This is a genomic window from Bradyrhizobium sp. BR 1432, from assembly GCF_051547705.1.
Lineage (GTDB): Bacteria > Pseudomonadota > Alphaproteobacteria > Rhizobiales > Xanthobacteraceae > Bradyrhizobium > Bradyrhizobium zhanjiangense.
In genome coordinates this window covers 2605538-2621598 of the sequence record NZ_JBPUGF010000003.1, presented here as the reverse complement: position 1 = coordinate 2621598, position 16061 = coordinate 2605538, and the positions used below count along the sequence as shown (strand labels likewise).

The 16061-nt window shown below is 64.2% G+C and carries 15 protein-coding genes and 2 pseudogenes; 5 read left to right on the top strand and 12 right to left on the bottom strand.

Going from position 1 to position 16061, the window contains the following annotated elements:
• Positions 1 to 310: 310 nt before the first annotated feature.
• Positions 311 to 955 carry a response regulator transcription factor gene (locus ACSKB8_RS12510; RefSeq protein ID WP_091885239.1) on the bottom strand — a complete coding sequence of 215 codons (645 nt, stop codon included), beginning with the start codon at positions 953 to 955 and terminating at the stop codon, positions 311 to 313.
• An 86-nt stretch (positions 956 to 1041) separates the two neighbouring features.
• Between ACSKB8_RS12510 and ACSKB8_RS12505 the strand changes: the two genes are divergently transcribed.
• On the top strand, positions 1042 to 2382 hold the full coding sequence (locus ACSKB8_RS12505) for a histidine kinase (protein ID WP_438104372.1): 1341 nt from the start codon (positions 1042 to 1044) through the stop codon (positions 2380 to 2382).
• On the opposite strand, the gene ACSKB8_RS12500 is transcribed toward ACSKB8_RS12505, so the two are convergent.
• From ACSKB8_RS12500 to coxB, 9 genes and pseudogenes are all read right to left on the bottom strand, one after another.
• Complete coding sequence (locus ACSKB8_RS12500; protein WP_091885231.1) at positions 2379 to 2744, bottom strand: nuclear transport factor 2 family protein; 366 nt, start codon at positions 2742 to 2744, stop codon at positions 2379 to 2381. The genes ACSKB8_RS12505 and ACSKB8_RS12500 overlap by 4 nt on opposite strands.
• A gap of 114 nt (positions 2745 to 2858) precedes the next feature.
• Positions 2859 to 3611 carry an SURF1 family protein gene (locus ACSKB8_RS12495; RefSeq protein WP_438104370.1) on the bottom strand — a complete coding sequence of 251 codons (753 nt, stop codon included), beginning with the start codon at positions 3609 to 3611 and terminating at the stop codon, positions 2859 to 2861.
• Positions 3608 to 4009: a DUF983 domain-containing protein gene (locus ACSKB8_RS12490; RefSeq protein ID WP_370987816.1), complete on the bottom strand. Its 402-nt coding sequence runs from the start codon at positions 4007 to 4009 to the stop codon at positions 3608 to 3610. Before ACSKB8_RS12490 ends, ACSKB8_RS12495 begins: the two co-directional genes overlap by 4 nt.
• A 99-nt stretch (positions 4010 to 4108) precedes the next feature.
• On the bottom strand, positions 4109 to 5005 hold the full coding sequence (locus ACSKB8_RS12485; RefSeq protein ID WP_091885221.1) for a cytochrome c oxidase subunit 3: 897 nt from the start codon (positions 5003 to 5005) through the stop codon (positions 4109 to 4111).
• 79 nt (positions 5006 to 5084) lie between these two features.
• Entirely contained in the window at positions 5085 to 5723 is a 639-nt protein-coding gene (locus tag ACSKB8_RS12480; protein WP_438104367.1) for a cytochrome c oxidase assembly protein, read from the bottom strand.
• A gap of 4 nt (positions 5724 to 5727) precedes the next feature.
• Complete coding sequence (locus tag ACSKB8_RS12475) at positions 5728 to 5892, bottom strand: hypothetical protein (RefSeq protein WP_018644977.1); 165 nt, start codon at positions 5890 to 5892, stop codon at positions 5728 to 5730.
• Between the two features lie 7 nt (positions 5893 to 5899).
• Entirely contained in the window at positions 5900 to 6844 is a 945-nt protein-coding gene (locus tag ACSKB8_RS12470) for a heme o synthase (RefSeq protein WP_438104365.1), read from the bottom strand.
• 60 nt (positions 6845 to 6904) lie between these two features.
• Positions 6905 to 8521 carry a cytochrome c oxidase subunit I gene (gene ctaD, locus ACSKB8_RS12465; RefSeq protein ID WP_091885212.1) on the bottom strand — a complete coding sequence of 539 codons (1617 nt, stop codon included), beginning with the start codon at positions 8519 to 8521 and terminating at the stop codon, positions 6905 to 6907.
• Positions 8522 to 8608: 87 nt separating this feature from the next.
• Positions 8609 to 9449: pseudogene (gene coxB / locus ACSKB8_RS12460) on the bottom strand (cytochrome c oxidase subunit II).
• A gap of 448 nt (positions 9450 to 9897) precedes the next feature.
• Between coxB and ACSKB8_RS12455 the strand changes: the two are divergent.
• The 4 genes and pseudogenes from ACSKB8_RS12455 (at position 9898) to ACSKB8_RS12440 (ending at position 13889) form a co-directional block, all read left to right on the top strand.
• A complete protein-coding gene (locus ACSKB8_RS12455) occupies positions 9898 to 10428 on the top strand; it encodes an invasion associated locus B family protein (protein ID WP_438104363.1) in 531 nt (176 codons plus the stop codon).
• Positions 10429 to 10992: 564 nt separating this feature from the next.
• Positions 10993 to 12419: pseudogene (tldD, locus tag ACSKB8_RS12450) on the top strand (metalloprotease TldD).
• Complete coding sequence (gene lepB / locus ACSKB8_RS12445; protein WP_091885205.1) at positions 12416 to 13195, top strand: signal peptidase I; 780 nt, start codon at positions 12416 to 12418, stop codon at positions 13193 to 13195. The pseudogene tldD and the gene lepB overlap by 4 nt, the downstream one beginning before the upstream one ends.
• A 127-nt stretch (positions 13196 to 13322) precedes the next feature.
• A complete protein-coding gene (locus tag ACSKB8_RS12440; RefSeq protein WP_438104362.1) occupies positions 13323 to 13889 on the top strand; it encodes a nucleotidyltransferase family protein in 567 nt (188 codons plus the stop codon).
• A gap of 119 nt (positions 13890 to 14008) precedes the next feature.
• Here ACSKB8_RS12440 and ACSKB8_RS12435 read toward each other — a convergent pair whose 3' ends face one another.
• On the bottom strand, positions 14009 to 14575 hold the full coding sequence (locus tag ACSKB8_RS12435) for a PAN domain-containing protein (protein WP_128936825.1): 567 nt from the start codon (positions 14573 to 14575) through the stop codon (positions 14009 to 14011).
• A gap of 112 nt (positions 14576 to 14687) precedes the next feature.
• Positions 14688 to 16058 (bottom strand): glutamate--cysteine ligase, encoded by a 1371-nt coding sequence (locus tag ACSKB8_RS12430; RefSeq protein ID WP_438104360.1) that lies wholly within the window; start codon positions 16056 to 16058, stop codon positions 14688 to 14690.
• Positions 16059 to 16061 lie beyond the last annotated feature (3 nt).

Below are 16061 nucleotides of genomic sequence, written 5' to 3'. Positions count from 1 at the left end.
TAAAACTGTTCGCCCAAGCTTTCGTCAGCTGCAATCAAATCGTCAAGAGCCAAAACGGCAGGCGACGAACGACGTTCCTATTTTTCCCGGCGTGCTCAGGGCATTCTGTCGCGGATAGGAGCAACGACTTGCTCCTCATTGCTGGTTTTTCCCGAACCTATGGCCTGCCTGAGGAACGAATGCCGTGGCGACCGATTGGGTCGGCGGAGGGTGCCAGCCATCGCCCATGCATTGCCCGGCCGATGGCGACGCCGATCCGTCGACCGAACCGCTGCATCCTGGAGCAGCCGGTTCGGTCGTTGGCGGGAGATCAATTCATACCGATTTCCACTGCGATCCGGATCAGATCGGAATGGTTCTTGGCCCCGAGCTTCTGCTTGAGCAGCGACGTCGTGTTCGCGACGGTCTTGTAGGAGATGCCGAGCGCCTCGGCCACTTCGACGATTTTGTCGCCGCGTCCGAGCAGGCGGAGAATTTCGAGCTCCCGCGGCGTCATCTGCGAGGCGGGATTGGCCTTGATCGCCGCACCGGAAAACGTCACGGCTTCCGCGAGCTGCGGCGAGATGAAATTGTCGCCTGCGACCACCTTGCGCACCGCTTTCAGCAGGATCCTGGGATCGTCGCCCTTGGAGACATAACCCTGCGCCCCAAGCTCGACCGCCCGCACCACGAAGGCCGGATCGTCGTTCATGCTGAACATGATGATCTTGGCGCCCGGATCGTCCTTGCGGATGCGTCGCATCAGCTCGAAGCCGGAGACATCAGGCAGGCTGATGTCGATCACGGTGACGTCGGGCCGCTTGCTGACATAGGCGCGATGCCCGGATTTGGCGTCGGTCGCCTCGTCGATACGGATCGAGTGGTCGGAGGCGAACAGGGTGCGACAACCGGACAGCACCACGGGATGGTCGTCGACGATCAGGACCCTGGTCGCCGGTCTGGCGGTATCTTGCATCGCGCGCTCTCTTGTTTTTCAACTCATAGACCGGCGGGAACAAATGGAAAGAGAGAATCCCACCAAAACACGTTAGAATTGACCTAATGTGGCAACGGCTCTCATTCCGGACGCAATTGTTTCTTCCGCTTGGCGCGAGCCTTCTCGCGGCACTGATCCTGGGCGGCATGCTGCTTCAGACCTTCGCGGGGGGCCAGCTCGCTGAGGAAAATGAGCCGCGCCAGCGTTCGGCCCGGGCAATCGCCACCGCGCTCAACAACACCCTGCGCGCGTCGGACAAGCCACGGCAGACACTCGATGCCTTTGTCCATTCATTGGGTACCTCCTCCGATATCCAATTCCGCGCCGCCGAGGAGGGTCCCGCGCCCTCCCCGAAAGGCGGCCTGCGCAGCCTGCATGGCGTGCCGCAATGGTTCATCGAGCTGCTTGTCATCCCGGAGATGGACGCGGCGTCCCCGGTCATCATCGACGGCAGGCGTGTAGGAGATCTCGTCTTCCTCCCGGACCTGTCGGCCGACTTGTTCGAGAAATGGATCGGCTTTCTCGCGCTGATCTGCCTCGTCCTGGCGCTCATGGTGCTCACGGGCACCATCGCCTATGTCTTCGCGGGATCGGCGCTGCGGCCCCTGCGAAATCTCGGCGAGGGGCTCACGCGGATACGGCGCGGCGACTACGCAACGCCGATTCCCGTCGCCGGCCCGCCGGAGATCCGGCAGAGTTGCGAGGAGGCCAACGCGCTGGCCGCAACGCTGGCGCAATTGAGCGCGGACAATCGCAACCTCCTGCACCGCCTGGTGTCGCTTCAGGATGACGAGCGGCGCGACCTCGCCCGCGAGATGCATGACGAACTCGGGCCGCTGTTGTTCAGCATCCGCGCCGGGACGATCTCCTTGATCGAGGCATCTTCACCTGCAGGAAATCTCGGCAATTCGGCGCAGGAGGTGCTGCAATCGGTCGAGGCGCTCCAGCAGACCAACCGCCGTATTCTCGACCGGCTGCGACCGCTCTATCTCGAGGAGCTGGGCCTCGCGACCAGCGTGCAGACACTGCTGCAAAACTTTTGCAAGCAGTCACCGCATATCGGCCTGACGGCCACGATCGATCCCGGTCTCAACGGGATCGACGGACCGCTGGCCCAGACCGTCTATCGCGTGATCCAGGAGGCGCTGACCAACGTGCTGCGCCATGCCAAAGCCAGCAATGCCCATGTGCAGGCGACCGTCGCCGGCGAGACGCTCGTCGTCGAGATCTCCGACGACGGCGGCGGCTTTCCCGCCGGCAACGTCTTCGGCCGGGGTCTGACCGGCATGCATGAGCGCGTGCGCGCGCTCAGTGGATCGCTGTCACTGCTGCGCGCGGATAACCGAACGTATATACGCTGCCGTCTTCCGGTCGAGACGACGCGGGATGCGCCATTATCAGGCTAGCACGCGCAACCGGCATGCGCGCTCTGCCGCGCCGGCTCGCACAGCGTGCTGCGGATCTTGCCTTCGGGGCTGAAGCGAAACGAAGCATGAATGTGCAGCGCGCCGGCGACGGAATATTCGAGTTCGACGCCATGAGGCGCGGGATGGATCTCCTCCAGTCCGAAACCCACCGACGCGAAGGCGCTGAGCCGCGGCTGCCAATAGGCTTCGAGCTCGCTCCGGCCGCAATATCGGTGCATGCCGTTGCACATGCATTCGAGCTGGGCGTCGTCGGCATAGAGATCGAGCAGCGTCGTGAGGTCGCCCTTCCGACAGGCGTCCACCCAATCGACGACAATTCCCATCTGATCAAAATCACTCACGCTGCAATCCTCTGCCGGGGACAAGCACTGGCGGCTTAGGACTACACTCGTGAATATGCGCTGAATGGTAAAGCCCGGGCGATACCGGGTTCCCTCGTGGATCTACGGACAAAATCAGCTCGGCCGCCGCCCCCTCACCCACACCGCAAAAGCGATCAACAGGGCGCCTGCGAGCGTGAACCAAGTGATGGCGTATTGCAGGTGATCGTCTTTCAAATGCACGTCGAGCGGACCGGGACGTGGAATGCCGTTCTCGGGCATCGGCTGCTCCAGGTCGATATAAAACGGCGCGACCGTCCCCCAGCCGAGCGCGCTCGCGATTCCCCGATGATCGCGCACGAACCAGAGTCGCTTGTCGCGGTTCTCCGCCGGTGTCAGCCAGCCTGCTGGTTCCGGGAACCGGAGATAGCCGGTGAGCACGGCCGGCTGACCCGTGACGAGCTTCCTCACCGCGCGATCCTCGACGCTGCGATCCTGCATCGTGTTCTCGACGAAGCCGGCATCGATCACGACCATCTCGCCGCTCGGAAGCCGCGCCGGCAGGAACGCCCAGGTGCCGGGGCCGGCGGCGTCCTTGCGCACGGCCGAGCCGGAGGAATAGATCATCGCATCGGGCAGCGGGGCGTAGATTGCGGTGAAGCTGACGCGGCGAAATTCGTCGCGCGCGGGATTGAGCGCAGCCCATTGCGCGGGCGCAGGCAGCGCGACCGGCGCGGCCGCAAGCCGTTCGGTGAGAGCGGCGATCAGCTCGTGTTTGGCTGTCCGGCGCTGCAATTGCCAGATGCCGAGTGCGACGAAGACGGCCGTCAGGAGCAGCGTGAACAGCGCAAAGCTGGCCACGCGAGGCTTGCGCACACTCCCGTTCATTTCGCGCGGTCGATGAGCCGGCCCGGCGCTGCCTTGTGGTGGAATTGCAGCGCGATCAGCAGCGACTTCATCGCGCGCAGCGGCAATAGCGTGGTGGCGAGGATCAGCGGCAGCCAGAGCACCGCATGCAGCCAGAACGGCGGCTGATACTTGACCTCGACGACGAGCGCGCAGCCGACCACGATCGCTCCGGCCAGCATGATGATGAAGATCGCCGGACCATCACCGCTATCGATGAAAGCGTAGTCGAGCCCGCAGCGGTCGCAGCGAGGCGCAAGCGTCAGGAAGCCCGCATAGAGCTTGCCTTCGCCGCAGCGCGGACATTTGCAGGCGAGCCCGCGCAGCGCGCTTTGCAGGACGGTGGTTTCGGACTCGGATGGGCCGGTGGTGTCGTTCATGATGGCAAACTCTATCACAGTTTCCGCCGAAGCTTCCGGCGGCCGGAAAGCGAAAGGGCGGCCCAGCGGCCGCCCCTTCTGATCATCTGCCCCGCAGGCTCAGTGCGCACCGTGGGCCATGGTCTCGGCGCCGTGTCCCCAGACATAGATGCAGAGGAACAGGAACAGCCAGACCACGTCGACGAAGTGCCAGTACCAGGCGGCGAACTCGAAGCCGAGATGCTGCTTCGGCGTGAAGTGGCCGGCATAGGCGCGGAACAGGCAGACCAGCAGGAAGATGGTGCCGACCAGCACGTGGAAGCCATGGAAGCCGGTCGCCATGAAGAAGGTCGCACCGTAGACGTTGCCGCCGAACGAGAACGCCGCGTGGCTGTACTCATAGGCCTGCACGCAGGTGAAGAGCGCACCCAGCACAACGGTGAGGATCAGGCCGTATTTCAGGCCCTGACGATCGTTCTCGAGCAGCGCGTGGTGCGCCCAGGTCACGGTGGTGCCGGAGGTGAGCAGGATCAGCGTGTTCAGGAGCGGCAGATGCCAGGGATCGAAGGTCTCGATGCCCTTTGGCGGCCAGGTGCCGGGAACGGAGCAGGCGCCGGCCTGGGTGCCGAGGCCGCAGCCGAACACGGCATCGCGCGTGGCATGGACGGCGTCCGCAGGGAACAGCGCCGCGTTGAAATAGGCCCAGAACCAAGCCACGAAGAACATCACCTCGGAGGCGATGAACAGGATCATGCCGTAGCGATGATGGAGCTGCACGACGCGGGTGTGGTCGCCCTTGTACTGGGCTTCCTTGATCACGTCGCCCCACCAGCTCGCCATGGTGTAGAGCACGCCGACGGTGCCGACGCCGAACACGATCGGGGCAGCCGAGAACATGTGGTGCATCCAGGCGATCGCGCCGACCGCCATGATGAAGGCCGACAGCGAGCCGACGGCCGGCCAGGGAGAGGGATCGACCAGGTGATAGTCGTGATGCTTGGTGTGCGCCGTTGCCATTTGCGGTCTCTCTCCTCAATCCCGTGCCTATCAGGCACTTATCCCCTTGTGTCCAACCCCCGAGCCATGAGCCCAGCGATCAGAGATTTCCCTTGCGTTTGTCGCGTTCGCCGGATGCCAGCGGCTTCACCACGGGATCCTTCACCGGATAGAACGTGTAGGACAGCGTGATCGTGCTCAGCCCGTCACTCTCGTGGTCGTCGGCGATCGATGGATCGACGTAGAACACGACCGGCATCTCGCGTTTCTCGCCGGGCGCCATGATCTGCTCGGTGAAGCAGAAGCAGTTGATCTTCTGGAAGTATGACCCGACCGTCAGCGGCGCGACGTTATAGGCGGCCTGGCCCGCGGTGGTGCGCGCGGCCTGGTTGGTCACGGTGTAGTAGATGGTTGTGACCTGACCGATATTGACCTCGATCTCGGTCTGCTCGGGCTCGAACTTCCAGGGCAGGCCCGGCGCGACGTTGGAATCGAAACGCACCGAGATTTTTCGCGCGATCGGGCCGGTCGCTGGCGCCGAGGTCGCGACCTGGGTGGTGCCGTTGAAGCCGGTGGCGCGGCAGAACCAGTTGTAGAACGGCACTGCCGCGTAGGATGCCCCCACCATCAGCGCCACCACGCCGCCGCAGATCGAGGCGACCACCACATCGCGACCCAGCCCGCGGCGCTTGGCCGGCTTGGCGCTGACGTCCTGCGATATGGTCGGCTCGTGATCCATCTTCCTACATCGGCCGCACTAGAACTGCCGGTCCCTTGACCATGGTGACGGCGAAGAACAGCACCACGAGCACGCCGAGCGCCAAAGCAATGGCGATCGAGCGCTGACGACGGCTCTTCTTCTGCGCCTCGGTGAGGACGATTCCATCTGGCTCGGGTTTGTCGGCCATCCCTGCCTCATGCGCCCCATGCCATCGGAGCAAGCGCCCGGAACACGACCTCGGCCAGCAAGGTCGCGAATAGCGCGAACAGATAAAGGATGGAGAAGGCAAACAGCTTGCGGGTCGCGCGCAGCGACTGGCTGCGCTCGCGGCGCATGTAGACGTTGATGGCGAGCACCAGCATGCCGGCGCCGAGGATCAGCGAAACGATGCCGTAGACGGCGTCGAAATAGCCGAGCGCCCAGGGTGCGGCGGCGACCCCGATCAGCACGATGGTGTAGAGCAGGATCTGAAGGCGCGTTGCGTCGGGACCGGCGACATTGGGCAGCATCGGAATGCCGGCGCGGGCGTAATCGTCCGAGCGGAACAGCGCCAGCGCCCAGAAATGCGGCGGCGTCCAGAAGAAGATGATGGCAAACAGCAGCAGCGGCTCGACGTCGACCGTGCCCGTCACGGCGGCCCAGGCCACCACCGGCGGCAGCGCGCCGGCGGCGCCGCCGATCACGATGTTCTGCGCGGTCCAGCGCTTCAGACACATCGTGTAGATCACGACGTAGAAGAAGATGGTGAAGGCGAGTAGCGCGCCCGCGATCCAGTTGACGAGGATGCCGAGCGTCATCACCGAGAAGAAAGCGAGCGTCATGCCGAACGCCATCGCCTCGGGACGGGTGATGCGGCCGCGCGGGATCGGCCGGTTCGCCGTGCGCGACATCTTGGCGTCGATGTCGCCTTCGAGCGCCATGTTGAGCGCGCCGGAGGCACCGGCACCGACGGCGATGCAGAGCAGCGAGGTGATCGCCAGCACCCAGTGGAAATGCCCGGGCGCCATCGCCATCCCGACCAGCGCGGTGAAGATCACCAGCGACATCACCCGCGGCTTGAGCAGCGCGATGTAGTCGCCGACCTCCGCTTCGGAGATGCGGGGATTGATGTCGATGGCGTTGTGGTCGAGGACGGACACTTAATTCAACTCGCTTCGTGAACAGCCGCGGCGCCCGTCTCGGGCGCCGCGGACGATGGCTTACTGCACGCGCGGCAGCACTTCGAACTGGTGGAAGGGCGGCGGCGAGGACAGCGTCCACTCCAGCGTGGTCGCCCCCGCACCCCAGGGATTGTTGCCCGCCGGCACCCTGCGCATGAAGGCGTCGAGCACGCAGTAGAGGAAGATCAAGACGCCGAAGCCGGAGATATAGGAGCCGACCGAGGAGACCAGGTTCCAGCCTGCGAACGCATCGGGATAGTCGACGTAGCGGCGCGGCATGCCCGACAGACCCAGGAAGTGCTGCGGGAAGAACACCATGTTGACGCCGATGAAGGTAACCCAGAAGTGGGCTTTCGCCAGCGTCTCGTTGTACATGTAGCCCGACATCTTCGGGAACCAGTAGTACCAGCCCGCGAAGATCGCGAACACGGCGCCGAGCGACAGCACGTAGTGGAAGTGCGCAACGACGTAGTAGGTGTCCTGCAGCACGCGGTCGACGCCCGCGTTCGCCAGCACGACGCCGGTGACGCCGCCGACCGTGAACAGGAAGATGAAGCCCACGGCCCAGATCATCGGCGCGCGGAATTCGATCGAACCGCCCCACATCGTGGCGATCCAGGAGAAGATCTTCACGCCGGTCGGAACCGCGATGACCATCGTGGCGGCGACGAAATAGGCCTGCGTCGCCGAGGACATGCCGACCGTGTACATGTGGTGTGCCCACACTACGAAGCCGATGCCGCCGATCGCGACCATGGCGTAGGCCATGCCGAGATAGCCGAATACGGGCTTGCGCGAAAAGGTCGAGACGATCTGGCTGACCATGCCGAAGCCGGGCAGGATCAGGATGTACACCTCGGGGTGGCCGAAGAACCAGAACAGGTGCTGGAACAGCACGGGATCGCCGCCGCCGTCGGGCGCGAAGAACGTCGTGTGGAAATTGCGGTCGGTCAGCAGCATGGTGATCGCACCGGCGAGCACCGGCAGCGACAACAGCAGCAGGAACACCGTCACCAGGATCGACCACACGAACAGCGGCATCTTGTGCAGGGTCATGCCCGGCGCGCGCATGTTGAAGATCGTGGTGATGAAGTTGATGGCGCCGAGGATCGACGAGGCGCCCGCCAGATGCAGCGACAGGATCGCGAAGTCGACGGCCGGGCCCGGATGACCGGAGCTCGACAGCGGCACATACATGGTCCAGCCGGCGCCGACGCCGTTGGCGCCCGGCTCGCCCTCGACGAAGGTCGACATCAAGAGCAGCGCAAAGGAGGCCGGCAGCAGCCAGAACGAGATGTTGTTCATGCGCGGGAACGCCATGTCGGGCGCGCCGATCATCAGCGGCACGAACCAGTTGCCGAACCCGCCGATCATTGCGGGCATGACCATGAAGAAGATCATGATCAGGCCGTGCGAGGTCACGAAGACGTTGTAGGTGTGCGTCTCGTGGAAGATCTGCACGCCCGGATACATCAGCTCGGCCCGGATCGCGATCGACATCGTGGCGCCGATGACGCCGGCGATGACCGCGAAGATCAGGTACATCGTGCCGATGTCCTTGTGGTTGGTCGAATAAACGTAGCGCCGCCATCCGGTCGGATGGGCGTGCTCGTCATGATGCGCGTGATCGCCGTGTGCCGCTGCGCTCGTTGCCATTTTCAAATCCTGCCTTGCGTCCCATTCGGACCTTATGCGGTCCCGCCCTTCATGTCGCTTTCAGTCCCTCGAGCCTGCGCCCGGCGCTTACTGCGTCGGGCCGGCCGCGGAGGCGTAGGTGCTGGTGCCGCCGCTCGCAAATTTCTTCTTCGCGGTCTCGACCCAGGAGGCGAACTCCTGGTCGTCGACCACGCGGATCGCGATCGGCATGAAGGCATGATCCTTGCCGCACAGTTCCGAGCACTGACCGTAATACATGCCGGTCTTGGTGGCCTTGAACCAGGTCTCGTTCAGCCGGCCCGGAATGGCGTCGATCTTGACGCCGAAAGCCGGCAGCGCGAAGGCGTGGATGACGTCCGCGCCCGTGGTCTGGACCCGAATCACCTTGTTGACCGGCACCACCATCTCGTTGTCGACGCCGAGCAGGCGGGGCTGCTTGTCCTGGGCCATCAGCGAGTTCGAACTCGAACTTGCCGTTATCAGGATAGGCATAGGACCAGTACCACTGCTTGCCCGTCGCCTTGACGGTCAGATCCGCCTTCGGCACGTCGAGCTCGAGGAACAGGAGGCGGAACGACGGCACCGCGATGCCGACCAGGATCAGCACCGGAACCAGGGTCCACACCACCTCGATCAGCGTGTTGTGGGTGGTCCGCGACGGCACCGGATTGGCCCTCGCATTGAACTTGATGACCACGACCACGAGCAGCGCCAGGACGAACAGCGTGATCAAGGTGATCAGCACCAACAGGAAGTTGTGGAACCAGACGATGTTATCCATCACCGGCGAGCCGGATTGCTGGAGCGCCCACTCCCACGGCGCCGGTTGCCCGAGCTCGGCGAATGCCACACCGCCCGTCGCCAGCGTCAGACCCGCCACGGCCAATCCCAGCAACTGCCGGCCCATCCGGCCCATCGACATCCTCATGCCGTTCGCGCTCCCCTTACGAAATCACCCCACGTGCATTCCCCTGTTTCCGGGAAACGCTTATTCGATCCGCCCGTCTGACAAACCGCCGCGCAAGAATACCTCTAAGAGGAATTGGGGCCAGATCGCTAGAACGCCGTAATCAAGCCTCTCAAACCATAATTCTTGATCTATCGCAATGCAGTCTTGGGCCTCATCTGCCAGGCATCACCCGCAAGATATTTCCTAGTAAGATCAGAGAAAAATACCGTTTCCCGGTATGCTGCGGCTTGACAGCGGAATTGCCCGCGGTAGGCACTGGCAGACAGCCGCGCAGGATCCTGATTCGTGCGGGCGATGGTGGTGCGCGACGGCGCGGAATTTGCTTGGGAATTGCCTTCAAGACGCCGTCATTCCCGTATCAGTCCGCCAGGTGCGAGCGACCCAGGCGAGCAGAGGGACCGACCCGATGGGGCTTTCGAGATGCATGGCAAGGCAGGCTGGCGGCCTCACGATGCTGGCCGCCCTGCTGGCGGTTGCCTTCGTGGCGCTGCCCGGTCTTGCCCATGCGCAGGGCGCGGTGCGCTCCGTCCATGGCGACTGGCAGATCCGCTGTGACACCCCGCCCGGCGCCCAGACCGAGCAATGCGCCCTGATCCAGAGCGTGGTGGCGGAAGACCGCTCCAATGCCGGCCTGACCGTGATCGTGCTCAAGACCGCCGATCAGAAGAGCCGCCTGATGCGGGTGGTCGCCCCGCTCGGCGTGCTCTTGCCCTCCGGCCTCGGCCTCAAGCTCGACAACCAGGACGTCGGCCGCGCCGGTTTCGTCAGATGCCTGCCCAACGGCTGCGTCGCGGAAGTGGTGATGGACGACAAGCTGCTGGGCCAGCTCCGCAGCGCCAAGACTGCGACCTTCATCATCTTCGAGACCCCTGAAGAAGGCATCGGCTTCCCGCTCAGCCTGAATGGGCTGGGTGAGGGCTACGACAAACTGCCGTAAAGCGCGATGAGATTGGGACGAATCGTCTTCGCGCCTTAGGTCGTTGTTTAAGCATGATCTTATTGGAAAACAGCTTCGCACTTTTCCGGATCATGCTTTAGCGGCGCTCACGCCTTGTCGACGCGATAAAGCTCCGTGTCGCACCAGCCGCAGCGATAGATGCGTCCTCTGCCGGCCACTGGCCCCACCAGCGCCTTTCGCTGACATGTCGCGCAGAGGATACCGTCAACCGTGTCGCAGCCCGGGTGAGCTGCGACATACGCCTCGCGCGTGGGATAGGATGTCCAGCGGCGTCGATAGACGAACTGATTGAAGATCAGAACCAAAGCCAGCGCGGCAAAGCCGATGATCAGGCCGTGATACTGATCCTAGAACACAGTCAGGGAATTCCACATGCTCTGTCGGCGGCTCCGACTTCAGGTTCGCCGGTGATAGGCCGAAAATCCTGAAAGCCGGCTTAAGCCCGAGGCGCACCTATCGTTTCCGTAATGTGACGGCCCGCCCCTCGCGGAACCGTTTCGAAACCATTATCTTGCCCCACATCCCCCGATAATGGACGGACGCATGACCAACCCTGCCACAACCTCCCTGCTCGACCGTGCCAATCTCGACCGCGACCAGGTTCGCAACGAGGTCGCGCGCGGGCTTGCCGGCGCCGACGACGGCGAACTGTTCCTGGAGTACAGCCAGACCGAAGCGCTGATGTTCGACAATGGGCGGCTGAAGCAGGCGACCTATGACACCTCGCAGGGCTTTGGCCTGCGCGCCGTCAAGGACGATGCGGTCGGCTATGCGCATTCCTCCGACGTCTCGCTACCGGCGCTGATTCGCGCCGCCGATGCAGTCGCAGCCGTGCGCGGTGGCTATTCCGGCAGTTTTGCCGCCCCGCCAGCGCATACCAACGTGCGGCTTTACAGTGACGACAATCCGCTCGATGCCCCGGCTTCGAGACCAAAGTAAAACTGCTCGCCGAGATCGACGCCTATCTGCGCGACAAGGATCCGCGGGTGCGGCAGGTCAGCGTCAGCTTAGGGGCGACCTGGCAGGTCGTCGAGATCCTGCGGCCCGACGGCGAGAGCTATCGCGACATCCGCCCGCTGGTGCGCGTCAACATCTCCGTCGTCGCCGGCCAGGGCGACCGCCAGGAGAGCGGCAGCAAGGGTTATGGCGGCCGCGCCGGCTATGCCGAGTTCGTCGAGAGCAGGAGCTGGCGCGAGGCCGCCGACGGCGCGCTGCGCGAAGCGCTCGTCAACCTGGAATCGATTCCCGCCCCCGCCGGCGAGATGGACGTCGTGCTCGGCGCCGGCTGGCCCGGCGTGATGCTGCATGAAGCGGTCGGCCATGGCCTCGAGGGCGACTTCAACCGCAAGAAGACCTCGGCCTTTGCCGGCCTGATGGGCCAGCAGGTCGCGGCCAAGGGTGTCACCGTGGTTGACGACGGCACCATCGCCTCGCGCCGCGGCTCGCTCTCGATCGACGACGAGGGCACGCCGACCAATCGCACCGTGCTGATCGAGGACGGCATCCTGGTCGGCTACATGCAAGACCGCCAGAACGCGCGCCTGATGAACATGAAGCCGACCGGCAACGGCCGCCGCCAGGGCTACGCCCATGTGCCGATGCCGCGCATGACCAACACCTACATGCTCGCCGGCGAGCGCGATCCCGCCGAGATCCTCGCCTCGGTGAAGAACGGCGTGTTCGCCGCGAATTTCGGCGGCGGCCAGGTCGACATCACCTCGGGCAAATACGTGTTCCAGTGCACCGAGGCCTACAAGATCGAAAACGGCAAGCTGGGGGCGCCCCTGAAGGGCGCCATGCTGATCGGCAACGGGCCGACCGATCTGCACCGCATCCGCATGGTCGGCAATGATCTCGCGCTCGACACCGGCATCGGCACCTGCGGCAAGAACGGCCAGGGCGTGCCTGTCGGCGTCGGCCAGCCATCGCTGTTGATGGAGCGCATTACAGTAGGTGGAACGGGCGCATGAGCGTGGAAGAAAAGGTGACTGTCACCACCAAGCGGAAGAGCAGCGGCTGGGGCGGGCAGCTGATGCAGCTGGCCGGCATCGTCGCCGCCGTGTTCATTGCCAAGGGCGCGCTCGCCGAACCGTTCTACGTGCCCTCGGGCTCGATGGAGCCGACGCTCTTGATCGGCGATGCGCTGCTCGCCTCGAAATTCCCCTATGGCTACGGCACCTCGTCGTTGCCGATCCAGATCAACCTGCCGGAGACCGGCCGCGTCTTCGCCGAGACGCCGAAACGCGGCGATGTCGTCGTGTTCCGCTGGCCCGGTGATCGCTCGCAGGCCTGGGTCAAACGCGTCGTCGGCTTGCCCGGCGACCGCATCCAGATGCGGCAGGGCCAGCTCTTCATCAACGACCGCCCCGCCGAGCTGAAGCCCGATGGCGTTGGCGCTGCCGAGGACGACAATGGCGGCCGCGAGCCCGCCTACCGCTACATCGAGACGCTGCCGAACGGCGTGTCGCACCTGATCTTCAAGATGCGCGACAACGGCCCGCTCGACAACACGCCGGAAGTGACGGTGCCAGCAGGGCATCTGTTCGTGCTCGGCGACAACCGCGACAACTCCGCCGACAGCCGCGTGCCGCTGCGCTCCGGCGGCGTCGGCCTGTTGCCGATCGACAATCTGGTCGGCCGCGCGGATGCCGTACTCGGCTCCTGGGATCTCGGCATCCGCGGCCAACCGGTGTGGACCTGGCTCTCCGGCTTCAGGCTCGCGCGGTTCTTCACCGCCGTGCATTGACTAAAGCGTAGATCGTAGGGCGGGCAAAGCGGAAGCGTGCCCGCCACTTCTGTCGCAACGTGGAGAGATGGTGGCACGACGCGCGAAGAGCGCGCCTTTGCCCACCCTACGATTCCTCCGGTCGGCCATGAGCAAAGACGAATTCCTCGCTCTCGCTCTTCAAAACCCCGTCAACGCCGCGATCATCGATGAGCTCGGTCGACTCGCGCTGCCGGATGCGTGGCTGGTCGCAGGTTGCCTGGTGCAGTCGGTGTGGAACGTGCTCACGGGCCGCCCGATCGATCACGGCATCGCCGATTACGACGTGTTCTATTTCGACCCCGATACCTCGTGGGAGGCGGAGGACGCGGTGATCCGGGATGTATCTGCGCGGCTCGGTCATCTCGGCGTCAAGGTCGAGACCCGCAACCAGGCGCGCGTGCATCTTTGGTATCCCGGCAAGCACGGCCTGCCCTATCCGCCCCTGATGCGCGCGTCCGATGGCATCGACCGCTTTCTCACGCAGAACACGCAAGTCGGCGTGAGACGCACAGGTGATGGCCATGAGGTCTACGCACCGCACGGCTTCGATGATGTGGCGGCGTTGATTACGCGTCCCAATCCGGGCGCGAATTTCTCTGCGACGAACTATGCGGTGAAGGCTGCGCGATGGAAGGCGCTGTGGCCGGAGATCACGGTGATCGCTGCGGAGTAAGATGCCCCGATGCACCCTCCTCGTCATTGCGAGCGCAGCGAAGCAATCCAGACTTGTTCCGCGGTGGGATTCTGGATTGCTTCGCTGCGCTCGCAATGACGACGGAAAGGACCAAGTCCTTATCGCACCACTCCCGACGTAAATCCCGCCTTCCGCCGCGGCGGCTTGATTTCCTTTTTCAGGAAGCAGCGTGCCTCGCGCCCGGTGTAGCCGGGACGGGCATAGGTGAAGGCGCGGCATTTGTTGTCGGCAGTGCAGGCGGCCTTGCAGGCCTCCTCGCCTTCGCCGACCTTGAGCTCGAAATTGCGCAGGTCCCCGCCCGGACGATCGATCGAGGTTTCCACGCCCTCGATGCGCGGCTCGATCACGCCGGCGCCGCGGACGCCGGAGATGCAGCAATTGCCCGGCACCCGCGCCGGCACCGTGTTCTTGAGCCAGCACACCGCCGAGCCGCCTTCGACGTCGGGATAGTTGAAGCTCCAGGAGCGGCAGCGGCGGTCACGCTCGCAGAGCAGCGCACAATCCTCGGGATCACCCGAGGTGACCGGCGTGTTGAAATAGTCGCCGCCCGGGCGGTCGAACGCCGTCTGCGCGGGCGCCGGCACGCTCGCAAACACGAGCGAAAGCAGCGCGGCGCATGCCACGACGCTTGCGATGACGCCCCCGGACAGGCGACCCTTCCCCATCGGAACAGCTTTCGAGTTATTGACGACGCTCAGGTTTTTTCAGCCGATCATTTGATGGCCGCAAACCTGTACGTGCGATGAACGCTCAGTTCCCGATCGTTAGCCTATTGGTCTAGAAAGCGTATTCCGCGTAGGCCGGTTCCACCGAACCCTTCCAGGGACCATTAAACTTGTCCAGCATCTCCTCGGCCGGCGTGCGGCCGGAATCGATGATGCGATCGAGCGGCTCCAGATGCCGGGTCTCGTCGCGGCCGAGCTGGTCGATCCGGCCGCGCCGGCGCAGGCCGGCATGTGCCAGGACGAGGCACTCCTTGGCGATCTCGAAGAGATAGCGGTCCCTGATCCGCGACTTGAAGCCGAAGCGCGGCACATCGTCGCGCAAGGCCTGACGTTCAGGCGCGCTCCAGTGCTTCACGATTTCCCAGGCGGCGTCGAGCGAGACGTCGTCGTAGAGCAGCCCGACCCAGAACGCCGGTAGCGCCGGCAACCGGCCCCACGGGCCACCGTCGGAGCCGCGCATCTCGAGATAGCGCTTGAGCCGCACCTCGGGAAAGATCGTCGAGAGATGGTTGGCCCAGTCCGACAGCGTCGGCCGCTCGCCGGGCAGATTGTCGTTGCGGCCGTCGAAGAAGGCGCGGAACGAGGAGCCCGACACGTCGATGTAGTCCTCGCCGCGCTTGACGAAATACATGGGCACGTCGAGCGCGTAGTCGACATAGCGATCGAAACCCATGCCGTCCTCGAACGCCCACGGCATCATGCCCGAACGCGCATTGTCGGTGTCGCGCCAGATCTCGGAGCGGAAGGAGAGGAAGCCGTTCGGCTTGCCTTCGGTGAAAGGCGAGTTGGCGAACAGCGCCGTCGCGACCGGCTGAAGCGCGAGCGAGACCCGCAGCTTCTTGACCATGTCGGCTTCCGAGGAGAAGTCGAGATTGGTCTGCACCGTGCAGGTCCGATACATCATGTCGAGGCCGTATTGACCGACCTTCGGCATATAATTGGTCATGATCTTGTAGCGGCCCTTGGGCATCACCGGGATGTCCGCGCGCGACCAGGACGGCGTCATGCCGAGCCCGAGGAAGCCGATGCCGAGCGGCGTTGCGATCTCGCGCACTTGCGCCAGATGCGCCATCAGCTCGCTCTGGGTCTGGTGCACGTTCTCGACCGGCGCGCCGGAGAGCTCGAACTGTCCGCCGGGCTCGAGCGAGATGGCACCGCCGCCGGTGACGTCGTAGAGGCCGATGATGTTGCCTCTCTCCATGATCGGCTCCCAGCCGAGCAGGAGCTTCATGCCCTCGAGCAGCGCGCCAATGCCGCGCGCGCCTTCGTAAGGCACGGGTCGATGGCCTTCGAGCGTGAACGGCGTCTTCTCGTGCTCGGTCCCCAAGCGGAATTCGGACGGGTCCTTGCAGCCGGCCTCGAACCACGCGACGAGCTCGTCGCGCGATTGCAGTGGCGTCATATCGATCTGGTCTCGCGCCATATC